Annotated in this window: 21 protein-coding genes and 5 tRNA genes; 17 read left to right on the forward strand and 9 right to left on the reverse strand. The window is 73.6% G+C overall.

Annotated elements, in window-relative coordinates:
• Nucleotides 1-17: 17 nt before the first annotated feature.
• Nucleotides 18-689 carry a lysophospholipid acyltransferase family protein gene (locus ACFQ9Z_RS27580; RefSeq protein WP_383024230.1) on the reverse strand — a complete coding sequence of 224 codons (672 nt, stop codon included), beginning with the start codon at nt 687-689 and terminating at the stop codon, nt 18-20.
• A gap of 400 nt (nt 690-1,089) precedes the next feature.
• Between ACFQ9Z_RS27580 and ACFQ9Z_RS27585 the strand changes: the two genes are divergently transcribed.
• The 3 genes from ACFQ9Z_RS27585 to ACFQ9Z_RS27595 all read left to right on the forward strand — a co-directional run bounded on the left by ACFQ9Z_RS27585 (nt 1,090) and on the right by ACFQ9Z_RS27595 (nt 3,423).
• A complete protein-coding gene (locus ACFQ9Z_RS27585) occupies nt 1,090-2,274 on the forward strand; it encodes a glycerophosphodiester phosphodiesterase (RefSeq protein ID WP_383024233.1) in 1,185 nt (394 codons plus the stop codon).
• Nucleotides 2,275-2,373: 99 nt separating this feature from the next.
• The gene (locus ACFQ9Z_RS27590; RefSeq protein WP_383024236.1) at nt 2,374-2,868 is read left to right on the forward strand and encodes a sigma-70 family RNA polymerase sigma factor; all 495 of its coding nucleotides are present in this window, start codon (nt 2,374-2,376) and stop codon (nt 2,866-2,868) included.
• 57 nt (nt 2,869-2,925) lie between these two features.
• Entirely contained in the window at nt 2,926-3,423 is a 498-nt protein-coding gene (locus tag ACFQ9Z_RS27595) for a GNAT family N-acetyltransferase (protein ID WP_383024239.1), read from the forward strand.
• Here ACFQ9Z_RS27595 and ACFQ9Z_RS27600 read toward each other — a convergent pair.
• Both ACFQ9Z_RS27600 and ACFQ9Z_RS27605 read right to left on the reverse strand, forming a co-directional pair.
• Complete coding sequence (locus ACFQ9Z_RS27600) at nt 3,413-3,832, reverse strand: hypothetical protein (RefSeq protein ID WP_383024242.1); 420 nt, start codon at nt 3,830-3,832, stop codon at nt 3,413-3,415. The genes ACFQ9Z_RS27595 and ACFQ9Z_RS27600 overlap by 11 nt on opposite strands.
• Before the next feature lies 1 nt (nt 3,833).
• Nucleotides 3,834-4,193, reverse strand: coding sequence for a hypothetical protein (locus ACFQ9Z_RS27605; RefSeq protein WP_383024245.1), 360 nt, complete (start codon nt 4,191-4,193; stop codon nt 3,834-3,836).
• 69 nt (nt 4,194-4,262) lie between these two features.
• Here ACFQ9Z_RS27605 and ACFQ9Z_RS27610 point away from each other — a divergent pair, with 69 nt between their 5' ends.
• The 9 genes from ACFQ9Z_RS27610 to ACFQ9Z_RS27650 all read left to right on the forward strand — a co-directional run bounded on the left by ACFQ9Z_RS27610 (nt 4,263) and on the right by ACFQ9Z_RS27650 (nt 16,731).
• Nucleotides 4,263-4,913: an HAD family hydrolase gene (locus tag ACFQ9Z_RS27610; protein WP_383024249.1), complete on the forward strand. Its 651-nt coding sequence runs from the start codon at nt 4,263-4,265 to the stop codon at nt 4,911-4,913.
• Nucleotides 4,914-5,326: 413 nt separating this feature from the next.
• A complete protein-coding gene (locus ACFQ9Z_RS27615; protein ID WP_383024255.1) occupies nt 5,327-6,370 on the forward strand; it encodes a methionine ABC transporter ATP-binding protein in 1,044 nt (347 codons plus the stop codon).
• Nucleotides 6,367-7,104 carry a methionine ABC transporter permease gene (locus ACFQ9Z_RS27620; protein ID WP_383024259.1) on the forward strand — a complete coding sequence of 246 codons (738 nt, stop codon included), beginning with the start codon at nt 6,367-6,369 and terminating at the stop codon, nt 7,102-7,104. The genes ACFQ9Z_RS27615 and ACFQ9Z_RS27620 overlap by 4 nt, the downstream gene beginning before the upstream one ends.
• A 70-nt stretch (nt 7,105-7,174) precedes the next feature.
• Nucleotides 7,175-8,008, forward strand: a complete 834-nt coding sequence (locus ACFQ9Z_RS27625; RefSeq protein WP_383024263.1) for a MetQ/NlpA family ABC transporter substrate-binding protein — start codon at nt 7,175-7,177, stop codon at nt 8,006-8,008.
• A gap of 132 nt (nt 8,009-8,140) precedes the next feature.
• Entirely contained in the window at nt 8,141-8,779 is a 639-nt protein-coding gene (locus ACFQ9Z_RS27630) for a GNAT family N-acetyltransferase (RefSeq protein WP_383024266.1), read from the forward strand.
• A 129-nt stretch (nt 8,780-8,908) separates the two neighbouring features.
• Nucleotides 8,909-10,126, forward strand: a complete 1,218-nt coding sequence (cbiE, locus tag ACFQ9Z_RS27635; RefSeq protein WP_383024271.1) for a precorrin-6y C5,15-methyltransferase (decarboxylating) subunit CbiE — start codon at nt 8,909-8,911, stop codon at nt 10,124-10,126.
• Between the two features lie 347 nt (nt 10,127-10,473).
• Nucleotides 10,474-14,457 carry a nicotinate-nucleotide--dimethylbenzimidazole phosphoribosyltransferase gene (gene cobT / locus ACFQ9Z_RS27640; protein ID WP_383024275.1) on the forward strand — a complete coding sequence of 1,328 codons (3,984 nt, stop codon included), beginning with the start codon at nt 10,474-10,476 and terminating at the stop codon, nt 14,455-14,457.
• A 143-nt stretch (nt 14,458-14,600) separates the two neighbouring features.
• Entirely contained in the window at nt 14,601-15,833 is a 1,233-nt protein-coding gene (gene cobA / locus ACFQ9Z_RS27645; RefSeq protein WP_383024279.1) for a uroporphyrinogen-III C-methyltransferase, read from the forward strand.
• A gap of 79 nt (nt 15,834-15,912) precedes the next feature.
• Nucleotides 15,913-16,731: a TrmH family RNA methyltransferase gene (locus tag ACFQ9Z_RS27650; RefSeq protein ID WP_383024284.1), complete on the forward strand. Its 819-nt coding sequence runs from the start codon at nt 15,913-15,915 to the stop codon at nt 16,729-16,731.
• Here the strand turns inward: ACFQ9Z_RS27650 and ACFQ9Z_RS27655 are convergent.
• Entirely contained in the window at nt 16,698-18,080 is a 1,383-nt protein-coding gene (locus ACFQ9Z_RS27655) for a protein kinase (protein WP_383024288.1), read from the reverse strand. The genes ACFQ9Z_RS27650 and ACFQ9Z_RS27655 overlap by 34 nt on opposite strands.
• A 611-nt stretch (nt 18,081-18,691) precedes the next feature.
• Between ACFQ9Z_RS27655 and ACFQ9Z_RS27660 the strand changes: the two genes are divergently transcribed.
• The 3 genes from ACFQ9Z_RS27660 (at nt 18,692) to ACFQ9Z_RS27670 (ending at nt 20,886) form a co-directional block, all read left to right on the forward strand.
• Nucleotides 18,692-18,868 (forward strand): hypothetical protein, encoded by a 177-nt coding sequence (locus tag ACFQ9Z_RS27660; RefSeq protein ID WP_383024291.1) that lies wholly within the window; start codon nt 18,692-18,694, stop codon nt 18,866-18,868.
• Nucleotides 18,869-19,483: 615 nt separating this feature from the next.
• Nucleotides 19,484-20,512 carry a phosphotransferase family protein gene (locus ACFQ9Z_RS27665; RefSeq protein WP_383024294.1) on the forward strand — a complete coding sequence of 343 codons (1,029 nt, stop codon included), beginning with the start codon at nt 19,484-19,486 and terminating at the stop codon, nt 20,510-20,512.
• A gap of 80 nt (nt 20,513-20,592) precedes the next feature.
• Entirely contained in the window at nt 20,593-20,886 is a 294-nt protein-coding gene (locus ACFQ9Z_RS27670) for a zf-TFIIB domain-containing protein (protein WP_383024297.1), read from the forward strand.
• Nucleotides 20,887-20,943: 57 nt separating this feature from the next.
• Here the strand turns inward: ACFQ9Z_RS27670 and ACFQ9Z_RS27675 are convergent.
• The 5 genes from ACFQ9Z_RS27675 to ACFQ9Z_RS27695 all read right to left on the reverse strand — a co-directional run bounded on the left by ACFQ9Z_RS27675 (nt 20,944) and on the right by ACFQ9Z_RS27695 (nt 21,410).
• Nucleotides 20,944-21,015: transfer RNA gene (locus tag ACFQ9Z_RS27675), tRNA-Val, on the reverse strand.
• A gap of 29 nt (nt 21,016-21,044) precedes the next feature.
• Nucleotides 21,045-21,116, reverse strand: a tRNA-Val gene (locus tag ACFQ9Z_RS27680).
• A gap of 36 nt (nt 21,117-21,152) precedes the next feature.
• Nucleotides 21,153-21,224 (reverse strand) — tRNA-Val (locus tag ACFQ9Z_RS27685).
• Between the two features lies 1 nt (nt 21,225).
• Nucleotides 21,226-21,299, reverse strand: a tRNA-Cys gene (locus ACFQ9Z_RS27690).
• A 38-nt stretch (nt 21,300-21,337) separates the two neighbouring features.
• Nucleotides 21,338-21,410, reverse strand: a tRNA-Gly gene (locus ACFQ9Z_RS27695).
• Nucleotides 21,411-21,588: 178 nt separating this feature from the next.
• On the opposite strand from ACFQ9Z_RS27695, the gene ACFQ9Z_RS27700 reads away from it, so the two are divergent.
• Together ACFQ9Z_RS27700 and ACFQ9Z_RS27705 are read left to right on the forward strand one after the other, a co-directional pair.
• Nucleotides 21,589-22,653 carry a chorismate-binding protein gene (locus ACFQ9Z_RS27700; RefSeq protein ID WP_383024302.1) on the forward strand — a complete coding sequence of 355 codons (1,065 nt, stop codon included), beginning with the start codon at nt 21,589-21,591 and terminating at the stop codon, nt 22,651-22,653.
• Nucleotides 22,650-23,471 (forward strand): aminotransferase class IV, encoded by an 822-nt coding sequence (locus ACFQ9Z_RS27705; protein WP_383024305.1) that lies wholly within the window; start codon nt 22,650-22,652, stop codon nt 23,469-23,471. The genes ACFQ9Z_RS27700 and ACFQ9Z_RS27705 overlap by 4 nt, the downstream gene beginning before the upstream one ends.
• Nucleotides 23,472-23,514 lie beyond the last annotated feature (43 nt).

Consider the following 23,514-nt stretch of genomic DNA (forward strand, 5'->3'; position numbering starts at 1 on the left):
GCCGAACCGCCTGAGGCTTACGCCGCCTTCGCCTTGGTCGCGTACATGTCCACGTACTCCTGGCCCGACAGCCGCATGACCTCGGTCATCACCGAGTCGGTCACCGCCCGCAGCACGTAGCGGTCCCGGTCCATCCCCTCGTACCGCGAGAACTCCATCGCCTCGCCGAAGCGCACGGTCACCCGGCCGGGCCGCGGGATGCCCGAGCCGCCCGGCTGCAGCTTGTCCGTGCCGATCATGGCGAAGGGGACCACCGGCGCGCCCGTCATCAGGGTGAGCCGGGCGATGCCGGTGCGGCCGCGGTACAGGCGGCCGTCGGGGGAGCGGGTGCCCTCGGGGTAGATGCCGAAGATCCTGCCCTCCTCGAGGATGCGGCGCCCGGTCATCAGGGCCGCCACACCGCCGCGGCCGCCGTCGCGGTCCACCGGGATCATGCCGACGCCGGTGAAGAACCACGCCATGAGCCGGCCCTTGAGGCTCTTGCCGGTGACGTACTCGTCCTTGCCGATGAAGAAGACCTGACGGTCGCAGACCAGGGGCAGGATCATCGAGTCGATGAAGGTCAGGTGGTTGCCCGCGAGGATGACCGGCCCGTCCCCCGGAATGTGCTCCACGCCCTCCACCTGGGGGCGGAACATCAGACGCATGATCGGTCCGAGCACTGCCTTGATGAGCGCGAAGCGGGACAACGGGTCCTCCGATGTCGAGGTGAGCGATATGTGTCTGTGCAGGTGAGGACATTACTCGCGGCTCCGGGGGAAGCGCACATCGGGAAGGTCCGGTTCACCGAGGTCTTACGCGTTGTTGACGTTGGTTTACCTGCGGTGAAGCGCCGGAACCAGGCCTGGCGTCCGGTCGGGCGATGTGACGGACATCGCCCGGAGCCCGTACCGTTCCGGCTTCCCGCCCCGCCGCCGGGAAATCCCCGACACGCCGTCACATTCCGCCTTCCGGCGGACATCCGGTGTCACCCGCGCGTTCGAACGGGGGTCTCCCGTCCGTCACCCGGACACCCCTACGATCGGCGCGCACCGGCGCCCCGGATCCGGAGCGCCGGGAACGGACACGCAGCGAACGGCAGGAGGGCGCATGGACCGCATGGACGGCGACCGGGCGAACGAGCGGCGGCAGACCACCGGACGGCGGGCCGTGCTCGGCGCGGCGGTGCTCGGCGCGGGCGGGGCGGTCCTCGGACTGCCCGGCGCCGCCCGGGCGGCCGGCGCCGGGACGGCCGCGCACGGCGGGCGCGGGCTGAAGGGCCTGCCGGTGCCGACGATCATCGGGCACCGGGGGGCCAGCGGCTACCGCCCCGAGCACACCTTCGGCTCCTACGAGCTCGCCCTCGACCTCGGCGCGGACATCGTGGAGGCCGGTGACCTGGTGCCCACCCGGGACGGCCACCTCGTCTGCCGGCACGAGCCGGAGATCGGCGGCACCACGGACGTCGCCTCGCACCCCGAGTTCGCCGGCCGGAAGACCACCAAGGTGCTGGACGGCGTCTCCACCACCGGCTGGTTCACCGAGGACTTCACCCTCGCCGAGCTGAAGACGCTGCGCGCGGTCGAGCGCATCCCGGCCAACCGGCCGCACAACACCCTGTACGACGGGCGCTGGGAGATCCCCACCTTCGAAGAGGTCCTGAAGTGGCAGGACGAGCAGACCCGCAAGCGGGGCAGGCAGGTCTGGATCTACCCGGAGACCAAGCACCCCACCTACTTCCGCAAGCTGGGCCTCGGCCTGGAGGAGCGGGTGGCGAAGCTGCTGCGCAAGCACGGCAAGGACGGCCGGAACGCGCCGGTGATCCTGCAGTCTTTCGAGCCGACCAGCATCCAGCGGCTGAACCGGCTCGTCGACAACCCGCTCGTCGTGCTGCTCTCCTCGGCGAACAGCCGCCCCTACGACTTCGTCGACACCGGCGACCCGCGCACGGTGGCCGACCTCGTCTCGCCCAAGGGCCTGCGGGAGATCGCCGGTTACGCCCAGGGCATCGGGCCGACGCTGGACCTCGTCATCCCGAGGAAGGCGGACGGCACCCTCGCCGAGCCGAGCACGCTGGTCGCCGACGCGCACAGGGTCGGCCTCATCCTGCACCCCTACACCATGCGCAACGAGAACCCCTTCCTCCCGGCCGAGTACCGCAAGGGCACCGCGGCGGACGCCTACGGTGACGCCTTCGGCGCCTTCGCCGCGTACTTCGCCACCGGGATCGACGGCGTCTTCACCGACAACGCCGACACCGGCCTGCTCGCCCGGGCCGACTTCCTGGCCCGCTGACCTGGCGGCCCGCGTCAAGACCCCAGCGGGCTCCCACCCTTTCGGGGGGAGCGCGCGCCGTCCCGGAACCCGGCGCCGGGGCGGCGCGTCGTTGCGCGCATGACCCACCACCTGCTGGCGGCCCTCGGCCCCCTGCTCACCGCCGAGGCGTCCGCCGAGGCGCAGGCGTCCGGGAGCGAACCGGACGACCTCCAACAGGCCGTCTGGCTCAGGCTGCTGGAGCGGCTGGCAACCGGCGGCCCGCCGCCGGACCCGCACGGCTGGCTGCGCCGCGCCGTTCGCGCGGAGGCCCGCCGCAGCCGCCGTACCACCCGGCGCGAGCGGCCCTACGAGGCCGAACCGGCCGACGACGCGCGCCGCGGGCCCGAACAGCTCGTGCTCGCCGCGGCCCGGCACGACGCGCTGCGCGACGCGGTGCGCGCACTGCCGGGACGATGCCCGCGGCTGCTGGCGGCGCTGCTCTCGCCCAGGGACCCGACATACCGGGAGATCGCCGGGGAGTTGGGTATCTCACAGGGCAGTCTCGGACCGGAACGCTCCAGATGTCTGGGATGTCTGCGGCGATTGCTCGCACCGGAGGTTGCGGCCCGCTGAGCGCGGGGATAGGAGTGGGGGACGACCGGTGATCAGGTGAGCGGGAGGCGTGCGCACATGGGCATGAGCGTGACCATCTCGGTGGCGACCGAGCAGGACGCGGAGCAGATCTTCAGGCTCCAGTACCTGTGCTTCCAGAGCGAGGCGGCGCTGTACGGCAACTACCGCATCGACCCGCTCGTCCAGAGCCTGGAGTCCGTCCGTCAGGAGGTCGCCCAGGACTGCGTGTTCGTCGCACGGCTCGGCGCGGAGGTGGTCGGCTCGGTGTGCGGCAAGGCGACCGAGGACGGCGCGGCCGCCATCGGCAAGCTCTGCGTCCACCCCCGGCTCCAGGGCCACGGCATCGGCGCGCGGCTGCTGCGCGCGGCCGAGACGGCGCTGTCCGAGCAGCGCGGCGCCACCCGCTTCCGCCTGCACACCGGCCACCGCAGCGAGGGCAGCCTGCGCCTGTACCGCCGGGTCGGCTACGAGGCGGTGGGCCGGTCCACGGGCGCCGACGGCGTGGAGCTGATCGTGCTGGAGAAGCGGGCGGGCACGTACGCGGCTACCGCGTGACGCGCCGGCGGGACCGGCGCAGCCAGTACATCGCCGACAGCGGCAGCAGCACCGGGATGAAGACGTACCCCATGCCGTAGTCGGACCAGACGGTCGCGTCCGGGAAGGCCGAGGGGTCGGCCACGGTCCACGTGCCCACGATCAGCACGCCCGCGAGCTCGGCGGCACAGCACACCAGTGCCGCCCTGCGGGCCTTCTCCCCGCCCCGGACGAGCGAGTACGTGATGAACCCGTACACCACACCGGCCACCGCCGACAGCGAGTAGGCCAGCGGCGCCCGGTCGAAGTCCGTCGCGATCTGGTAGACCGAGCGCGACACCGCCCCGACCACCATCACGCCGTAGAACCAGACCAGCAGCATCCCCGGCCCGCTGATCAGCCGGGCCGGCTTCTCCTGCACCGCCGTCATCTCAGGCTCCCCAGATGTCATAGAGCCGCACCTCCAGCACGGCGAGCACCACACCGCCGGCGGCCGCCGTCACCGAGCCCCAGCGGGTCCGCTCGGCCAGCGACATGAAACCGGCCGCCGGCACACAGGCGAACGCGCCCAGCAGATACGCCAGGAAGATCGCCGTGCCCTGCTCCGGCTTCTCGCCCCGCGCCAGTTGCACGATGCCGACGACCAGCTGGACCACGGCCAGCAGGGACACCGCGGCCATGCCGATGAAGTGCCAGTCCTTGGTCGGCTGGTCCCGGTAGGCCGCCCAGCCGCACCAGGCGGCGAGCAGCAGCGCGGTGAGCCCGGTCACCAGCGTCAGGGCATTGAGCATGCGGTGACCTTATTACGGCGGAAACGCCCCGCCGCCGCCGACCCCGACGTACGCCGTAGGGTCTGGACCATGACGATCCACGCGCAAGCCCTCCTGTTCGACAACGACGGCACGCTGGTCTCCTCCCTGGAGTCCGTCGAGCGCTGCTGGACGCGCTGGGCGGGGGAGTACGGGATCACGGCCGAGGAGTTCGGCCGGGTGGAGCTGCACGGGCGGACCGCGGCGGAGATAGTCGCCGACCTGCTGCCCGCCCGCCTGGTCCCGGAGGCGGTCGCGCGGGTCGAACTGCTGGAGGTGGAGGACGTGCCGAACGGCGGGGTGCGGCTGCTGCCCGGGACGCGGGACTTCCTGGACTCGCTGCCCGCCGACCGCTGGGCCGTGGTGACCTCCGCGACCCGGCGGCTCGCCGAGGCCCGGCTGGACGCCGTCGGCATCCTGCCGAAGACGCTCGTCGCCGCCGACGACATCACCCGCGGCAAGCCCGACCCCGAGCCCTACCTGCTCGCGGCCCGGCAGCTCGGCGTGGACCCGGCCCACTGCGTGGTCTTCGAGGACGCCCCCGCCGGGCTCCAGGCGGGCCGCGCGGCCGGCATGACCACCGTGGCCTTGGCCACAACCCACCGGGCCGCCGAACTGCGGGCCGACCTGGTGGTCGAGGACCTATCGGCCTTGTCCGCACTGGCCACCGACCGGGGAGTGGAGATCTCGGTCCGCGGCTGAGCCCGCACCTCCCACTGTCCACGGCTGTCCACCATGCGGACAGCGGTCCCCGGTCAGCAGCGTCGGTCTGGTTTACTGATCGCATGACCACGACGAGCAGCCGCATCCCCGCGACCGAGGCGACCATGCCGCCCGGTGCTCGCTGTATGTGTCGAATGTGCGCCTTCTAGAGGGCCCCCGCACCACCTGAGCCTCGCGCCCCGAAGCGAGAGCCGTGGCCGGTCTCCGCAGCCGCGGCGACCGACGCCGCCCCCACTGCCCGAACGGCGTGGGGGGACCCGCACCGCGCACACGATGTTCTCTCCGGTTCCATCGCCACAGCGAGAACCGTGCCGCGTCCCTGACCGAATGCGACCAATGCACCCGTGCCCGGGCACACCCACGCCCGCGCACTCGACAGTGACGGAATCCCTGTGATCACCACATCGGGCCTGACCAAGGTCTACCGCTCCCGCGGCCGCGAGGTCACCGCCCTCGACGGCGTCGATCTCCACGTCCGCGAGGGCGAGGTCTACGGCGTCATCGGCCAGTCCGGCGCCGGCAAGTCCTCGCTCATCCGCTGCGTCAACCTGCTGGAGCGCCCCACCGCCGGCACCGTGACCGTCGCCGGCCAGGACCTCACCGCGCTCGCCGGGCGCGGCCCGCGGGCCGGCGGGGAACTGCGCAGGGCGCGCAGCCGGATCGGCATGGTCTTCCAGCACTTCAACCTGCTCTCCTCGCGGACCGTGCAGGACAACGTCGAACTGCCGCTGGAGATCCTCGGCAAGTCCGGCAAGGAGCGCTCCCGCAAGGCCCTGGAACTGCTCGACCTGGTCGGCCTCGCCGACAAGGCCAAGGCCCACCCCGCCCAGCTCTCCGGCGGCCAGAAGCAGCGTGTCGGCATCGCCCGCGCCCTGGCCGGCGACCCCAAGGTGCTGCTCTCCGACGAGGCCACCAGCGCCCTCGACCCGGAGACCACCCGGTCCATCCTCCAGCTGGTGCGCGACCTGAACCGGCAGCTCGGCCTGACCGTCCTGCTCATCACCCACGAGATGGACGTCGTGAAGTCGATCTGCGACTCCGCCGCCCTCATGGAGAACGGCCGGATCGTGGAGTCCGGCACGGTCAGCGAACTGCTGGCCACCCCGGGCTCCGAGCTGGCCGCCGCACTCTTCCCGGTCGGGGGCGAGGCCACCGGCGCCGACCGGACCGTCCTGGACGTCACCTTCCACGGCGAGGCCGCGACCCAGCCGGTCATCTCCCAGCTCTCGCGCACCTACAACATCGACATCTCGATCCTCGGCGCCGCCATCGACACCGTCGGCGGTCTCCAGATCGGCCGCATGCGCATCGAACTGCCCGGCCGCTACGAGGACAACGTGGTGCCGGTCGGGTTCCTGCGCGAACAGGGCCTGCAGATCGACGTCGTCGGGCACGACGGCCAGGAGCCCGTGCTGGTCGAGGAGGGTGCGAAGTGACCTGGTCCGAGATGTGGTCGCTGCTGGAGCCGGAATGCTGGAACACCGCCTACATGGTCGGCTGGTCCACGCTCATCGCCGTCGCCGGCGGTCTGCCCCTGGGCATCCTGCTGGTGCTCACCGAGCGCGGCGGCCTGCTGCAGAACGTCGTGGTGAACAAGGTCCTCGGGCAGGTCGTCAACATCACCCGCTCGATGCCGTTCATCATCCTCATGGTCGCCCTGACCAGCTTCACCCGGTGGGTCACCGGGACCAGCATCGGCCGTGACGCGGCCATCGTGCCGCTGGCCATCGGCGCCATCCCGTTCTTCGCCCGCCTCGTCGAGACGGCCGTCCGCGAAGTGGACGGCGGGCTGGTCGAGGCCGTGCAGTCGATGGGCGGCAACACCCTCACCATCGTCCGCAAGGTCCTGGTGCCGGAGGCCCTGCCGTCGCTGATCGCCTCCGCGACCACCACCCTCGTCGCTCTCATCGGCTACTCCGCCATGGCGGGCACCGTCGGGGCCGGCGGCCTGGGCGACCTCGCCGTCCGCTACGGCTACCAGCGCTTCGAGACCGGTCTGATGTGGGTGATCGTGGCGATCCTCGCCGTCGTCATCTCCCTCATCCAGTTCGCCGGCGACTACGCGGCCCGCGCCCTGCACCACCGCGGCGCCCGCTCCGGCCCCGCGCCGAAGCTCCGCCTGCTCAAGGCCAAGGAGCCCGCGGCCGCCGACGTCACCGACGTCGCCTGAGCGCCACCCCTCCAGAACTCCCCGTGCACCCATCACGGGGTCGCACCACCCTTATGGAAAGGCACTTTTCGTGCGTAACACCGCCAAGCTCACCACCGCCGTCCTCGCCGCCGGAGCCCTCACCCTCGGGCTCAGCGCCTGCGGCTCCGGCAAGGACTCCGCCGGCTCCTCCGACTACAGCGGCCCGTTGGTCGTCGCCGCGAGCCCGACCCCGCACGCCGAGATCCTGAACTTCGTCAAGAAGAACCTGGCGAAGAAGGCGGGTCTCGACCTGGAGGTCAAGGAGTTCACCGACTACATCACGCCGAACACGGCGACCGAGGACGGCTCGGTCGATGCCAACTACTTCCAGAACCAGCCGTACCTCGACGACTTCAACAAGAAGCGCGGCACCCACATCGCGCCCGTCGTCACGGTTCACCTGGAGCCGCTCGGCCTCTACTCCCACAAGGTGAAGAAGGTGGACGCCCTCAAGAGCGGTGCGACCATCGCCGTCCCGAACGACGCCGTCAACGAGGCACGGGCCCTGAAGCTGCTCGCCGGCAACGGCCTGATCACCCTCAAGGACGGCGTCGGCACCGAGGCGACCCCGCAGGACATCACCAAGAACCCGAAGAAGCTCCAGTTCAAGGAGGTCGAGGCGGCCCAGACCGCGCGCTCCCTGGACGACGTGGACGCGGCGGTGATCAACGGCAACTACGCCATCTCCTCCGGCATCAAGCCCGCCAAGGAGGCGCTGGTCCTGGAGTCCGCGAAGAACAGCCCGTACGGCAACTTCCTCGCGGTCAAGGAGGGCAACGAGAAGGACCCCCGGGTCAAGAAGCTCGCCAAGCTGCTGACCTCGCCCGAGGTGAAGAAGTTCATCGAGGACAAGTACCAGGGCTCGGTCATCCCGTCCTTCTGATCCCATATCGCCACGCACGGGGTCCGCGTCCTCACACGGCGCGGACCCCGTTGTGCGTTTGGGTGCTTTCATGCTGCATGCTGGGCAGTTCAGCAGCCCCTGAAGGTTTTTCCGAAGGTTACGGAGCGGCGCATGACTAGCACCTTCCCCAACATCTCCATCAGCACGGAGCGGTTGGTGCTGCGTCCCCTCGACGAGGACGACGTGCCCGCGATGACCGAGATGATGAACGACGAGCAGGTCGCCGCCTGGACCGACGTACCGCAGCCGTTCACCGAGGACGGCGCCCGGCACTGGATCACCGCCTGGGCACCCGCCGAACGCGCCGCCGGCCACGGCCTCGACCTCGCCGTCACCGAGTTCCTCACCCAGCGCCTGGTCGGCATCGTCCAGCTCACCAAGACCAACTGGGTAATCCGCTCCACCGAGCTGTCCTACATCATCGCACCCTGGGCCCGCGGCGAGGGCTACGCGTCCGAGGCCGCCCTCGCCACCGCCCACTGGCTCTTCGGCGACCAGGACTTCGAGCGCATCGAACTGCGCACCGCCGCCGGCAACACCGCCTCCCAGCAGGTCGCCCAGAAGATCGGCTGCATCAGCGAGGGCGTACTGCGCAACGCCTGCATAGTCCACGTCCGCACCGCCGACGGCGGCTGGACCGACGCGCGCACCGACTTCATCGTCTGGAGCCTGCTGCCGGAGGACCTGGAAGGCGGCGACGAGCAGTTCGCCGACACCGGTGGTTTCAGCTCCTACTCCGACTGGAACTGACACCAGCGGGGGCCGCACCGCGCCCTGCCCCGCCCCCGTCGCGCGCCCGTCGGCCGCACCAGGTACGCTCACGGAGCCCGCTCAGGGCCTCGCACCCCAGACGACCTGTGAAAACGGAGACTGACGACGATGGCCGACCGGGTCACGGTGATCGGCTGGGACGGCTCGCCGCCGACCGAAGCGGCACGCGCCGCCCTCGGCGCCGCCACGCTCGTGGCGGGCGCGGCCCACCACCTGGCGCTCCCCGAGATCCCGCCCGCCGCCGAACGCGTCCGCCTCGGCAGTGTCGCCCTGGCGGCCCGACGCATCGCCGCGCACCGCGGCACCGCCGTCGTGCTCGCCGACGGCGACCCCGGTTTCTTCGGCGTCGTACGGACCCTGCGCGCACCGGAGTTCGGGCTCGAGGTGGAGGTCGTCCCCGCCGTCTCCTCGGTTGCCGCCGCCTTCGCCCGCGCCGGCATGCCCTGGGACGACGCCCAGGTGGTCGTCGCCCACCGGCGCACCCTGCGCCGGGCCGTGAACGTGTGCCGGGCCCACACCAAGGTCGCCGTCCTCACCTCACCGGGCGCCGGACCCGCCGAACTCGGCCTCCTCATGGAGGGAGTCCACCGGACCTTCGTCATCTGCGAGGAACTGGGCACCGAGCACGAACAGGTCACCGTCGTCACCTCGGACAAGGCCGCCGACCACACCTGGCGCGACCCCAACGTCGTCATCGTCGTCGGCGGCCGGGCGGCGGCGGTCGAGGACGGCGGCTGGATCGCCGGGCGCGACCCGGGCGCCGGGCCGCGCGGCTGGGTGCAGCCGGACGAGGCGTACGCCGAGCACGGCGGCCTCGGCGAGGGCGAGACCCAGCTGCTGCGGGCCGCCCAACTCGCCCGCCTCGGACCCCGCGTCGGCGACCTCGTCTGGGACATCGGCTGCGGCAGCGGCGCGTTGGCCACCGAGGCCGCGCGCGCCGGGGCCGCGGTCATCGCCGTCGACCGGCTGCCCGAGGCCTGCGCCCGGACCGAGGCGGCCGCGCGCCGCTTCGGTGTCCAGCTCCAGATGGTCCACGGCACCGCCCCGCACGTCCTGGAGAACCTGCCCGAACCCGACGTCGTACGCGTGGGCGGCGGGGGTGCGGCCGTGGTCTCCGCGGTCGCCGACCGCCGGCCGCAGCGCATCGTCACCCACGCCGCGACCCGCGACGAGGCCGAACTCGTCGGCCGCGGGCTGACCGAGCACGGGTACCGGGTCGAGTGCGCCCTGCTGCAGTCCGTCGAACTGGACACCAGGGCCTGGCGGGAGACCGAGCGGAACGTCGCGTTCCTGCTCAGCGGGGTCCTGGTCGATCGCGCCCCGTGATCCTGTTGTCGTACCGCGCGCGGTAGGCTGGCCGATCGTTGTACCGCACCGGTGGCCCGGAGCTTCGTTCATCAATGTCCGGAAAGCGCGCCCGTTTTGGGGTGGGGTGTGGTACGGCACAACCTGAGGACGCGCAACGTGGCGCAGTCCACAGCGGGCTGTCGCGGATCATGCTGTCGCGACGGCGGAACGGCCGGGACAATGCCACTGAATGGCTTTGTCGCCTTTTCCGGGCGGTCGTTCGTGCCGCTGGGCACGCACGCTCGTTCTTCACTACGGGGCGGTCGGTGCGCCGTCCCGGGTGAGCTGGTCGTAGAGAAGCACTAACCGATGGGCGAGGGGTACGCATGACCGACACCGGCCAGGTCCCGGCCGAGGGACAGCCGGAGAGCGCAGGCATGGTGGAGCAGCCGGGCGTCCCCGCGCACGGTGCGTACACCTACCTCTCCGAGCTTCCCGCCGAGGACGAAGACCTGCTGCTGCCGGGCGCTCAGGGCGCCTGGGGCAACGAGGTTCCGCCGCCCGCGCCGGAACCCGTCGTCGAGGCCTTCCACGAGCCCGGCCCGCACGAGACGGCCGGCCGGGACAGCGGCTCCGTCGACCTGAGCGGCGTGCGGCTGCCCGACTCGGGGCCGGTGTCCGTGACCCCTTCACCCATTCTCTCGGCCCCCCACGACGCGGCGGCGGCAGCCGCGCAGCAGCCGCGCCGGCCGCTGCACCTCGGCCCGCCGATCCCCGACGCCTCCGCCAGCCCGGTCCGCTCCCTCGCCGACCGCGGCCCGGCCGGGGCGCCGGTCCGGCAGCCCGGGCCGGCCACGACAGGGCCGGCCACGACCGGGTCCGAGTACCTCGACGCCCAGGCCCTGCCGAACGGGACCCCGCAGAGCGCGGCCCCCTGGGGCGCCGCGCCGGCCGCCGCCGCTCAGGCGGGCGCGCAGGCGCCGGCCGCGGAGACGGTCGCTCCGGCCGTGGAAGCAGTCGTGCCGGCCGGTGAGCCCGAGCCCACCGCCGACGCCACCGGTGCGGCCCAGGCCGCGGTGGCCCGCCTCGCCACCCAGGCGGCGGCGCAGCCGCAGCCCGAGGAGCCGCAGGCGCCCGCCGCCGACCAGGGCGTGCACGGCCACGACGGGGTGCAGCCCGCGCACGGCCACGACGGCGTGTACCTCTCTCCCGCCGCCGACCAGGGGCAGAGCGACGAGGGCGACGCCCTTCCGGCGGACACGGCTCAGGAACCGCAGGCCGCGGCCTTCCCCGGTGCGGACGGCGCCGAGGACGGGCCGACGGCGGAGGCGTCACCGTTGACGGCCGAGGCCGCCGTGCCCGTGCCCGGGCCCGAGGCCGGGGACGCCGGGGAAGCGGTTCAGGACCCCGGTGCTACGCCGGGTGCCGAGCCGGCCCAGGCGGTCGCCGGCCCGGACGCCGCGGAGCAGGCCCCTGCGGCTGTCGACGCGCAGGCACCGGCCGCGGCGCGTCCCGAGGCGGTCCAGCCGCCCGAGCCCGTGGCGTCCGGTGAGGCCGCCGAGCCCCTCCAGCCGGAGGGGAGGAACACCCCCGCCGGCGCCGACACGGCGCCCGCCGAGACGGTGCCTGTCGAGACGGTGCCTGTCGAGACCGTGCCCGCCGGGGACGCCCCGGGCGTCGACGCGGCAGCCGGCGCAGTCGCGGAAGCCGACGGCACCGTCCTGGCACAGGATGTGGCCGCAGTGGCCGACGTCGCCGCCGTCGCGCCTGAGGACGTGACCGGGGACACGACCGAGCAGGCCGAGCAGGCCGAAGCCGCTCCGGTGGCCGAAGCCGCTCCCGCTCCCGTCGCGCCCCAGCCCGCCGAGCCCCAGCCTGCCGCGCCCGTCGAGATCCCGGTCGCCGCAACCGCGCCCGCGCAGGCCGAAGCCGCCGTACCCGCAGCCGCGGCGGAGCCGCCGCAGGCGCCCGAGCCCGCGCAGGCCCCGGAGGCCGCACCGGCCGCCCAGCCCGTCGCCCCGGCGGCGGAAGCCGAGACGGCGACCGCGGCCACCGTGGCGCCCGCGCCCGCCGCACCCGTCACGCCCGACGGCGGCACGGCGACCGCTCAGCAGCCGCAGCAGCCCCAGCAGCCCGACGACCAGCCCGGGGCCTCCGCGCCGGACGGCACCGCCACGGGCACGACGCCCGCCCCGGCCGACGGCCACGGCGCGCCCTCGGGCCCGCAGCACCAGCCCGCCGCCGCGCCCGCACCGACCGCCGCCGAGGCCGTGACGCCGCCCGCGCCCGCCGAGGAGGCGGACCCGGCCGCGGTCGCCGAACCCCAGCCCTCGGCCGTTCCGCCGCAGGCGGGCCCCGAGCAGCCGCTCGGGCAGTTCGTGCCCGTGGACGGACAGGTGCCGACCACCCCGCACCTGGCCCCGACCCCGCCGCACCCCCTGGTGCTGCCCGCCCAGGGCCGGCCGGAGCCGGTGGCCGCGGTCCCCGCGCCCCGCGGGGCCGAGGCCGCCGGGGCGCCGGACGCGCCGGACGGCGAGGCCGCCGCCGGCGTACAGCACGCGGAGGACCTGCGGACCAGGGCCGCCGACCAGGAGGAGAGCACGGCCGCGGCGGAGGACGAGCCGAGACGGTCCGCCGGACCGGCCGCGCCGGCCTACGACGACGCCGAGCGCGAGGCCGTCCTGAAGGTGATGCGCGAACGCCGTGACATCCGCAACGGCTTCCGCGGCGACCCGATCCCGCACGAGGTGCTGCTGCGAGTCCTGGAGGCGGCCCACACGGCGCCCTCCGTCGGCCACTCCCAGCCCTGGGACTTCGTCGTCATCCGCTCCGCCGAGACCCGGCGGGCCATGCACGAACTCGCCATGCGCCAGCGGGACGCCTACGCCAAGTCGCTGCCCAAGGGCCGGGCCAAGCAGTTCAAGGAACTCAAGATCGAGGCCATCCTCGACACCCCGGTGAACATCGTCGTCACAGCCGACCCCACCCGCGGCGGCCGCCACACCCTCGGCCGGCACACCCAGCCGCAGATGGCCCCGTACTCCGCCGCGCTCGCGGTGGAGAACCTGTGGCTCGCCGCACGCGCCGAAGGCCTCGGCGTCGGCTGGGTCAGCTTCTTCGACGAGCGCGAGATGGTCCGCGCCCTCGGCCTGCCCGAGCACCTCGAGGTCATCGCCTACCTGTGCGTCGGGTACGTCGACGAGTTCCCGGACGAGCCCGAGCTGATGCAGGCCGGCTGGTCCAAGCGGCGCCCGCTGTCCTGGGTGGTGCACGAGGAGACGTACGGCCGCCGCGCCCTGCCCGGAGAGGAACCCCACGACCTGCTTGCCGAGACCGTCGCACAGATCCGCCCGCTCGACGCCAAGGCCCTCGGCGAGGCCTGGGAGCGCCAGAAGCGCATGACCAAGCCGGCCGGTGCGCTCGGCATGCTGGAGATCATCTCCGCTCAGCTCTCCGGGCTGTCCCGGCAGTGCCCGCCCCCGATCCCGGAGCCCGCGGCCGTCGCCATCTTCGCCGGCGACCACGGGGTGCACGCCCAGGGCGTGACTCCCTGGCCGCAGGAGGTCACCGCGCAGATGGTGGCCAACTTCCTCGGCGGGGGAGCGGTCTGCAATGCCTTCGCCGGCCAGGTCGGCGCCGAGGTGTGCGTCGTGGACGTCGGTGTCGCCGCCGACCTGCCGGCCACCCCGGGCCTGCTGCCCCGCAAGATCCGCGGCGGCACGTCCGACATGACCACCGGCCCGGCGATGACCCGCGAGGAGGCCAAGGCCGCCATCGAGGTAGGCATCGAGACCGCCCGCGACCTGGTGGCGGCCGGCAACAAGGCGCTGCTCACCGGTGAGATGGGCATCGCCAACACCACGGCGTCCGCCGCGCTGATCTCGGTGTACACAGGCGCAGACCCGGCCGAGGTCACCGGCCGGGGCACCGGCATCAACGACGAGACGCTGGCCCGCAAGACCGAGGTCGTCCGCCGCGCCCTGGAACTGCACCAGCCGGACCCGGCCGACCCGATCGGCGTCCTCGCGGCCCTCGGCGGCTTCGAGCACGCGGCCATGGTCGGCCTGCTCCTCGGCGGCGCCTCACTGCGCACGCCGGTGATCCTGGACGGCGTCAGCGCCGGCGCCGCGGCCCTGGTCGCCCGCGCCATCGCCCCCGAGGTCCTCGCCGCCTGCATCGCCGGCCACCGCAGTGCCGAGCCCGGCCACGTGGCGGCGCTCAACAAGCTCGGCCTGCGTCCCCTGGTCGACCTCGACCTCCGCCTCGGCGAGGGCACGGGCGCCCTGCTGGCGCTGCCCCTGGTCCAGAGCACCGCACGGGCGATGCACGAGGTCGCGACGTTCGACTCGGCGGGGGTCACGGAGAAGTAGCGGCCGCCCGCAGCGGGCGGTCCGGTGCCCAGCCACCGGACCGCCCGTGCCCCCGCTCGCTCCCACGCCTTAAAATCCCCACGTCAGGGCCGCTCCAACGCCGCGGCGCGCCCATCGCAGAGCTGCTCGAGGAGCCCTCCCTCATGGCCGAACACCCCGCCTACCCCGTAGGCCTCCGCCTCTCCGGCCGCCGCGTGGTCGTCCTCGGCGGCGGCCAGGTGGCCCAGCGCCGCCTCCCGGCGCTGATCGCGGCGGGCGCCGACATCGTCCTCGTCTCCCCGCACGCCACGCCCTCCGTCGAGGCCATGGCCGACGGCGGCGAGATCACCTGGGAGCGCCGGCCGTACGCGCCGGGCGACCTGGAGCAGGCCTGGTACGTCCTCGTCGCCACCAGCGACCCGGAGACCAACGAGGCCGCGTCCGCCGAGGCGGAGCGCAACCGGGTCTGGTGCGTACGCTCCGACGACGCCGACCGGGCGACCGCCTGGACCCCGGCGACCGGACACAGCGAGGGCGTCACGGTGGCCGTCCTCACCACGGACGCCCGCGGCCGCGACCCCCGGCACACGGCGGCCGTCCGCGACGCGGTGGTCGAGGGCCTGCGCGACGGCACCCTCGTCGCCCCGCACCACCGCACCCGCACCCCCGGCGTCGCGCTGGTCGGCGGCGGCCCCGGCGACCCGGACCTGATAACCGTCCGCGGCCGCCGTCTCCTCGCCGAGGCCGACGTGGTCATCGCCGACCGCCTCGGCCCACGCGACCTGCTCGCCGAACTCCCGCCGCACGTCGAGGTCATCGACGCGGCGAAGATCCCTTACGGCCGATACATGGCCCAGGAGGCCATCAACAACGCCCTGATCGAGCACGCCAAGCGAGGCAGGTCGGTGGTGCGGCTCAAGGGCGGCGACCCGTTCGTCTTCGGCCGGGGCATGGAGGAGGTCCAGGCGCTCGCCGAGGCCGGCATCCCGTGCACGGTGGTGCCCGGCATCTCCAGCTCCATCTCCGTGCCCGGGGCGGCCGGCATCCCCGTCACCCACCGGGGCGTGGCCCACGAGTTCACCGTGGTCAGCGGCCATGTCGCCCCCGACGACGAGCGCTCCCTGGTCGACTGGCCGTCCCTGGCGCGGCTGACCGGCACGCTGGTGATCCTGATGGGCGTCGACAAGATCGGGAAGATCGCCGAGACCCTCGTCGCGCACGGCAGGCCGCCCGAGACCCCCGTCGCCCTCGTCCAGGAGGGCACGACGGCCGCCCAGCGCCGCGTCGACGCCACCCTCGCCACGGTCGCCGAGACCGTACGCACCGAGGACGTCCGGCCCCCGGCGGTCATCGTCGTCGGCGAGGTCGTCGGCGTGGGCCCCGAACCGGCGGCCTGATCACGGACGGCCGGGGGCGGCCCGCCCTCACCCCGGCCGTCGGCAACCCACCCATCCCAGGACAAGGCAGCAGCACCCCGTGGCCCAGCTCATCACCATCGAGGACCCCGACGACCCGCGCCTGCGCGACTACACGGACCTGACCGACGTCGAGCTGCGCCGAAGGCGCGAGCCCGCCGAGGGCCTGTTCATCGCCGAGGGCGAGAAGGTCATCCGAAGGGCCGGGGACGCCGGGTACGAGATGCGGTCCATGCTGCTGTCGGAGAGGTGGATCGAGGCCATGCGGGACGTCATCGACGACATGCCCGCGCCGGTGTACGCGGTCAGCCCGGACCTGGCCGAGCGGGTCACCGGCTACCACGTGCACCGCGGGGCCCTCGCCTCCATGCGGCGCAAGCCGCTGCCGGCGGCGGCGGAACTGCTGCGGACCGCCCGGCGGGTGGTGGTCATGGAGGCGGTCAACGACCACACCAACATCGGCGCCATCTTCCGCTCGGCGGCCGCGCTCGGCATGGACGCCGTGCTGCTCTCGCCCGACTGCGCCGACCCGCTGTACCGGCGCAGCGTCAAGGTCTCGATGGGCGCGGTCTTCTCCGTGCCCTACGCCCGCCTGGAGACCTGGCCCAAGGGCCTGGACCCGGTCCACGAGGCCGGCTTCTCCCTCCTCGCGCTCACCCCCGACGACAGGGCCCGCACCCTGGACGAGGTCGCCCCGCACCGGATGGACCGGGTGGCCCTGATGCTCGGCGCCGAGGGCGGCGGCCTGTCCGCGCGGGCCCTGGCCGCCGCCGACGAGTGGGTCCGCATCCCGATGTCGCACGGCGTCGACTCGCTGAACGTCGGCGCGGCCGCCGCGGTGGCGTTCTACGCGGTGGCCGCGGGACGCCCGGAAGCCTGAACCGGCGGCGCCGGCCGCCCGTCCGGCGACGGGCCGGGGCCGGCCCCCGCGTGCTGTGCCTGCCGCCGCCCGTCGTCGCCGAGACCCCGCGCCGGGCCCTGACAGCCCTGCGCGACCGCGATCCCGAGCGCGACCAGCAGCGTCACCACCACGAAGACGAACAGCCGCTGGCGCAGCAGCCGCGGATTGGCCGGCCGCAGCCGGCTCCCCTTCGGGCGCGGGGCCTGCCGCCCGGCGCCGCTGCGCGGAGCGGGCCGGCTGCCGGAGCGCGGACCGCCGCCGCGCGGCACGGGAGTGGGCCTGGCCGTGCCCGGCCGTGAGGGCGCCGGTCCGCCGCGCGGGACGCCGCCGCCGCGGACCGGCGCACCGCCCCGCGCGGGCGTGTTCCCGCGGGGCACCGGGGTGCCGGGAGCCGTGCGCCGCTGGGTGCGCTGCTGCTCGGGGTAGGTGTCGACGAGCCGTCCGGTCGGCAGGTCCGCCTGCGCGGCGCGCGGCCCGGGCGGCCGTACGTCGGCCAGGCCCTGTGCCTCACGGGCGGCGATCTCCTTGAGCCGCAGCGACAGTTGCAGCGTGCTCGGCCGGTTGTCGGGGTCCTTGGCCAGACAGGCCCGTACCAGCGGGGCCAGGGCGTCCGGCACGCCGTGGAGATGCGGCTCCTCGTGCACCACGCGGTACAGCATCACCTCGGAACTGCCCTGCCCGAACGGCGAGTCGCCGGTCGACGCGTAGGCCAGCGTCGCGCCCAGCGAGAACACGTCGGTCGCCGGCGTCACCACGGCGCCGCGCACCTGCTCGGGGGCGAGGAAGCCCGGCGAGCCGACCGCGGTGCCGACGTGGGTGAGCGTGGAGGCGCCGGTGGCCCAGGCGATGCCGAAGTCGATGATCCGCGGCCCCTTCGGGGACAGCAGGATGTTGGACGGCTTCAGATCCCGGTGCACGACACCGGCCTCGTGCACGGCGACCAGCCCCTCGGACAGCGCCGCCCCGATCGCCGCAGCGTCGGCCGCGCAGAGCGGTCCGTCGTCGGCGACCTTGTCGTGCAGGGAGGGCCCGGGCACGTACTGCGTGGCGAACCAGGGCCGCTCGGCCTCCAGGTCCGCGGCCACCAGCCGGGCGGTGCACCCGCCCCTGATCCGCCGGGCCGCCGAGACCTCGCGGGCGAAGCGCGACCGGAACTCCTGGTCCTCCGCCAGGTCGGGCCGGATCACCTTGAGCGCGACCCGCTGCCCCTTCTTGTCGGAGCCGAGGTAGACCACGCCCATCCCGCCCGCGCCGAGCCGTCGGTGAAGCCTGAACGAGCCGACGACGCGCGGGTCCTCGCGCCTCAGGCGCATCATCGCCATGTTCATCCCCGCTGCCCGGTCCCTGTGACGTGGCACAGCTTACGTTTCCGTGGCCGCCCGCGCGCATAGGCCGCGCCCTCTCGCCCCGAGGGATTGTCCACCGCGGGCGGCCCGGGTGAGAGTCGGTCAGGAAGCCATGGCCGACAGCACCCTTGAGGTGAGGGCGACTCCAACCGGGCTTCCGCTGACGGTCGTTGACCCGGCGTGCGCCGACCAGGCGCAGGCCACGCCGGGCGGGGCCCGGCGCCCGCGGACGGACCGGGCCCCGCCCGGCGGGACGGGCCGCCGGACGATCGGGACACCCGTCGCCGACCGCCCGGAATCGGAGGAAGTGATCGAACTCACTCGAAGTGTCACATCGGCAGGACCGGACATGAGGGGACACAGCGGACGCCCCCTCCGGGAAGACCCCGAGAGTCAGGTTCATGTCTCCACCCAGGGGAGTACGCCTCCGGTCGCCGCTCATCCTCCGGGAGGCCCGGCAATCGGTACGAGGGCATGACGCCCGCCCGGGCCCACGCGCCTAGATTTGAGGTCAAGCGGCGGGTGCAGCACTCGTCCCCCGAGGTCAAGCACCCGCCGCTGCAAGGACAACAGACACGGTCAGGAGAGGGACCATGGCCCACACGGCACCGCGGCGCACGACGTTCGCCCCCCGCCGCACGGGCCGCCGCCACCCCCTGGTGGCGACGCTGATGGCCCTTCCCCTGGCGGCCCTGCTCCTGATCGTCTTCGACGGCTGGGAGACGGTGGCCACACAGGCGTCGTCCGTGGGTGTGATGCTGGGGCGCTGAGCGGCGACCCCAGGCCCGGAAGAGCGGTCCGGGCGGGGACATCCATCCATGAAACCCCGTGGGGACGGGGGTGCGGCGGACGGCAGCAATGCCGGCGCAGCTGGAGAGCTGCGCCGGCATTACGCCGTTTCCCCACCACCGGTCACCAAATCTCGCGCGGCTCGACGCACCGGACCCTCCGAGCTGGTCGCACGAGTTCGCGCAGCCGTGACGACCGGGCCTGCGCTGCGCGGATCGGGGCGCCGGGCCCTCCGCGCTGGTGGCAACAGGCTCGCGTAACCGTGGAGACCGGGCCTGCGCTGCGATGGGCGCCGGCCCCTCCGAACTGCGGGCACGCGAGCTGCGGGCATGCGTGCCGCTAGGGGCGGCACGGGTGGGCGGGGGCCCCGCTCGAGCGAAGCCGAGAGTGGGGGAGGCACCCCGCCGGCGCGGGCAAGCGGAAACACCCCTCGTCCAGCGACAGCACGGGACACCTCACAGCACCGCCCCGCGCCACCCCGGCACAGCCCAGCCAAGCACGGCCCAGCACAGCACAGCTCAGCCAAGCCCATGCCTGCACCGCCCCCCTCCGCAGGCGTACCCTCAGCCGACACCCCACCGCCCCGCGAGGCCGAAGTGAACCTCCTCAACGCCCTGTCCACGAAGGCCCGAGCCGCAGCCCACCCCGACTCCCGCCACCCCGGCGGAGCCCCCTGCACCTGCCCCGCCACAACCCTCGCCGACCGCCCCGACGCCACAGTCGTACGGCACGCCGGAACCGTCGCCAAGGCCCACGCCCCGCACACCGACCCCGCCGAACTCTCCCTCCGCCTGGCCACCGCCGCCCGCCTCCCGGACATCCTCCTGCCCCCGCTCACCACCGCCCCCACCACCCTCCACGCCCCCGCCTCCCACACCTCCGACCCGATCCCCGCCCCGCGCACCCCGGGCCGAAATCCCGCCCCCACCCCGCCCCACCGCCTCGTCACCCTCTGGCCCTACGGCACCCCCGTCGCCCCGGACGACCCCGAGGCCGCCCCCTGGGAAGCGGCAGCCACCCTCCTCGCCCGCCTGCACCGATCCGCCCCGGGCGACCAGGCCCCGCCCCCCATGCGCGGCCCCGCCAAGGCCGCTCACGCCCTGACGCGTCTCCGCGCGGCCCTGAACACCACCCCCCACCCGGCCGGCCCGCCCGTCCTCCGCGCCTGGTCCGCCCTCCCCGCGTGGGCCCGTGCCGAGGCCCCGATGCCCGGCACCCCGGCCCTGTGCCACGGAGACCTGCACCTCGGTCAGCTCGTTCGGCACCCGGCGCCGGACGGCCCCTGGCGGCTGATCGACGTGGACGACCTGGGGCCGGGCGTCCCGGCCTGGGACCTCGCCCGCCCCGCCGCCTGGTACGCCTGCGGCCTGCTCCCGCCCGGGGAGTGGGCCCGTTTCCTCACCGCCTACCGCGAGGCCGGCGGCCCCGCGGTACCGGCGGACGGCGATCCCTGGGCCGCCCTGGACGTCCCGGCCCGCGCGCTCACCGCGCAGACCGCGGCCCGCGTCCTCACCAAGGCGATCGCCGCCGGGCGCCCACTGGACGAGGTGGAGCGTGCCCTGATCGACGCCTGTGCCCGAATGAGCTCCGTAACCGGCCAGTTGGCGTCCGGTTCCCCGGCGTAGGGTGCAACCGACCGGGGCCGCACGGAGTCTGCCCTGGGAGAACAGCAAGCAGGACCGACCGGCGAGGAGTTGAGCCGACCATGCAGTGTCCGAAGTGCCATGCGCCGATGCACACCTACAACCGCAACGGCATTCAGATCGAGCAGTGCAGCGGCTGCCGCGGCATCTTCCTCGACTACGGCGAGCTGGAGGCGCTGACCCGCCTGGAGTCCCAGTGGTCCCAGCCGGCGCCCCCGCCTCCGCCGGCCCCCCAGGCGTACCCGGCCCCGTCCGCCCCCGCCTGGGGCGCCCCGCACGGCGGTGGTCACCACGGCGGCCACTACGGCGGTCACCACCGCCACAAGAGCTTCGGCCACATGCTGTTCTCCAGCTGAGCCGGGACCACGAAGAAGCCCCCGGCCGTACGGGACGGCCGGGGGCTTCTTGCTGTGTGGACGATACTGGGATTGAACCAGTGACCTCTTCCGTGTCAGGGAAGCGCTCTCCCGCTGAGCTAATCGTCCGCGGGCTGTGACGCGCGAGTCACAGACAGTGCGCGATACTGGGATTGAACCAGTGACCTCTTCCGTGTCAGGGAAGCGCTCTCCCGCTGAGCTAATCGCGCGGGTTCGGAACCTGCCGTACGAGCCGGTGGATCCAGTGGACGATACTGGGATTGAACCAGTGACCTCTTCCGTGTCAGGGAAGCGCTCTCCCGCTGAGCTAATCGTCCTTGGAGGTGGAGACGGGATTTGAACCCGTGTAGACGGCTTTGCAGGCCGTTGCCTCGCCTCTCGGCCACTCCACCAGGAGTGTAGGGGATCGGGATGACCCCTTCTTCCTTCGAGCGGACGACGAGGCTCGAACTCGCGACCTCAACCTTGGCAAGGTTGCGCTCTACCAACTGAGCTACGTCCGCCTGTCGTTTCGGTCCGCTCTCGCGTCCCGGCGACGTGTTGAACTCTAGCGGATTCCCGGGCCAGCACAAAAACGCGTTTGCGCAGCGTGCTGCGCTGCACTCGCCGGATGAGGCGGCCGGCGGCTCCCGGGGGACGTCTCCCGGCCGCGTTTCGGACACCAGCCCTAGACTCGACCACGTGCTCCACCACCCTTCCGGCCCACCTCCCCTGGCCCGCTTCGGCACTCGCCTCGCCACCGGCCTGCTCGACGTCACCGACGATCCCGCCGCCCTGGACTCGTCCGGTTTCTGGGCGGTCAGCGCGGACTTCGAGGGGCGGCTGACCTGCGCACGGTTCGCCGAGGTGCGGCAGGAGCCGGTGCCCGCCCCGGTGCCCGGCGGCTGGCGCGGTCCGGCGGTGGCCGACTGGACCTCCTCCCTGGACCGCGCCGGGTACACCGCGGCCGTGGACCGGATCCGCGAGCACATCGCGGCCGGCGAGGTCTACCAGGCCAACCTCTGCCGGGTGCTGAGCGCGCCGGTCGCCCCGGACGCCGACGTGGACGCCCTGACCGCCCTGCTGGCCCGCGGCAACCCGGCGCCGTACGCGGGGACCGTCCGGCTGCCCGGACACGGCGTGGAGATCGCCACCGCCTCGCCCGAGCTGTTCCTGCGCCGCGCCGGCGGCACCGTCGAGTCGGGCCCCATCAAGGGCACCGGCCGCACCGAGGCCGACCTGCTGGAGAAGGACCACGCCGAGAACGTGATGATCGTGGACCTGGTCCGCAACGACATCGGACGGGTCTGCGCCACCGGCAGCGTGAGCGTCCCCGACCTGTGCGCCGTGGAGAAGCACCCCGGCCTGGTCCACCTGGTCTCGACGGTCCGCGGTGAACTGCGCCCGCACACCGGCTGGCCGGAACTGCTCGCCGCGGCCTTCCCGCCCGGCTCTGTCACCGGCGCCCCCAAGTCCAGTGCCCTGAGGATCATCGAAGCCCTGGAGCCCGCCCCCCGCGGTCCCTACTGCGGAGGGATCGGCTGGGTGGACGCCGACCGGGGCACGGGCGAGCTGGCCGTCGGCATCCGCACCTTCTGGATCGACCGCTTCGGCCCCGGTGCGCCGGTGCTGCGTTTCGGCACCGGCGCCGGGATCACCTGGGGATCCGACCCCGAGGGGGAGTGGCGGGAGACCGAGCTGAAGGCGTCCAGGCTGCTCGCGGTAGCGTCGGGGCTGTACGAGGAAAGTGGAGGGACTCTCACATGAGGATCTGGCTGGACGGCGGACTGCGGGACATCGACTCCGCCCGGGTCTCCGTCTTCGACCACGGGCTGACCGTCGGCGACGGCGTCTTCGAGACGGTGAAGGCCGTCGACGGCAAGCCGTTCGCGCTCACCCGGCACCTGGACCGGCTGACCCGCTCGGCCCGCGGCCTGGGCCTGCCCGACCCCGACCTCGACGAGGTCCGCCGCGCCTGCGCGGCCGTCCTCGAGGCCACCCCGATGCCGTTCGGCCGGCTGCGCGTCACCTACACCGGCGGCCACGGGCCGCTCGGCTCGGACCGCGGCGAGCACGGACCGACGCTGGTGGTCGCCCTCGGCGACGCCGTCCGCCGCCCGGAGACCACCGCGGTGATCACGGTGCCCTGGACCCGTAACGAGCGGAGCGCGGTCACCGGCCTGAAGACCACCTCGTACGCCGAGAACGTGGTCGCCCTCGCGCGCGCCCACCGGCACGGCGCCTCCGAGGCCCTGTTCGGCAACACGGTCGGACAGCTCTGCGAGGGCACCGGGTCGAACGTCTTCGTCGTCCTGGACGGCGAGATCCACACCCCGCCGGTCGCCTCCGGCTGCCTCGCCGGCATCACCCGTGCCCTCGTGGTGGAGTGGACCGGCGCCAAGGAGACCGATCTGCCGCTGGACGTGCTGGAGCGCGCCGAGGAGGTCTTCCTGACCTCCAGCCTGCGCGACGTGCAGGCCGTGCACCGGGTCGACGACCGGGAACTGCCCGGCGCCCCGGGCCCGGCGACCCTCAAGGCGATGCGGATCTTCGACGAGCGTTCCGGCCACGACCTCGATCCGTGACCGGCGCGAAATTCGGCTGACCCGGGGCCGCCGAACGGGTAGA

This window comes from Streptomyces sp. NPDC056580, assembly GCF_042793175.1.
Taxonomy (GTDB): domain Bacteria; phylum Actinomycetota; class Actinomycetes; order Streptomycetales; family Streptomycetaceae; genus Streptomyces.

What these genes read in the sequence shown, in the direction of transcription:
- ACFQ9Z_RS27585 (WP_383024233.1), top strand. Translation starts at nt 1,090, where the DNA reads ATGGACCGCATGGACGGCGACCGGGCGAACGAGCGGCGGCAGACCACC.
- ACFQ9Z_RS27590 (WP_383024236.1), top strand. Translation starts at nt 2,374, where the DNA reads ATGACCCACCACCTGCTGGCGGCCCTCGGCCCCCTGCTCACCGCCGAG.
- ACFQ9Z_RS27595 (WP_383024239.1), top strand. Translation starts at nt 2,926, where the DNA reads ATGGGCATGAGCGTGACCATCTCGGTGGCGACCGAGCAGGACGCGGAG.
- ACFQ9Z_RS27600 (WP_383024242.1), bottom strand. Translation starts at nt 3,832, where the DNA reads ATGACGGCGGTGCAGGAGAAGCCGGCCCGGCTGATCAGCGGGCCGGGG.
- ACFQ9Z_RS27605 (WP_383024245.1), bottom strand. Translation starts at nt 4,193, where the DNA reads ATGCTCAATGCCCTGACGCTGGTGACCGGGCTCACCGCGCTGCTGCTC.
- ACFQ9Z_RS27610 (WP_383024249.1), top strand. Translation starts at nt 4,263, where the DNA reads ATGACGATCCACGCGCAAGCCCTCCTGTTCGACAACGACGGCACGCTG.
- ACFQ9Z_RS27630 (WP_383024266.1), top strand. Translation starts at nt 8,141, where the DNA reads ATGACTAGCACCTTCCCCAACATCTCCATCAGCACGGAGCGGTTGGTG.
- cbiE (WP_383024271.1), top strand. Translation starts at nt 8,909, where the DNA reads ATGGCCGACCGGGTCACGGTGATCGGCTGGGACGGCTCGCCGCCGACC.
- cobT (WP_383024275.1), top strand. Translation starts at nt 10,474, where the DNA reads ATGACCGACACCGGCCAGGTCCCGGCCGAGGGACAGCCGGAGAGCGCA.
- cobA (WP_383024279.1), top strand. Translation starts at nt 14,601, where the DNA reads ATGGCCGAACACCCCGCCTACCCCGTAGGCCTCCGCCTCTCCGGCCGC.
- ACFQ9Z_RS27655 (WP_383024288.1), bottom strand. Translation starts at nt 18,080, where the DNA reads ATGAACATGGCGATGATGCGCCTGAGGCGCGAGGACCCGCGCGTCGTC.
- ACFQ9Z_RS27660 (WP_383024291.1), top strand. Translation starts at nt 18,692, where the DNA reads ATGGCCCACACGGCACCGCGGCGCACGACGTTCGCCCCCCGCCGCACG.
- ACFQ9Z_RS27670 (WP_383024297.1), top strand. Translation starts at nt 20,593, where the DNA reads ATGCAGTGTCCGAAGTGCCATGCGCCGATGCACACCTACAACCGCAAC.
- ACFQ9Z_RS27705 (WP_383024305.1), top strand. Translation starts at nt 22,650, where the DNA reads ATGAGGATCTGGCTGGACGGCGGACTGCGGGACATCGACTCCGCCCGG.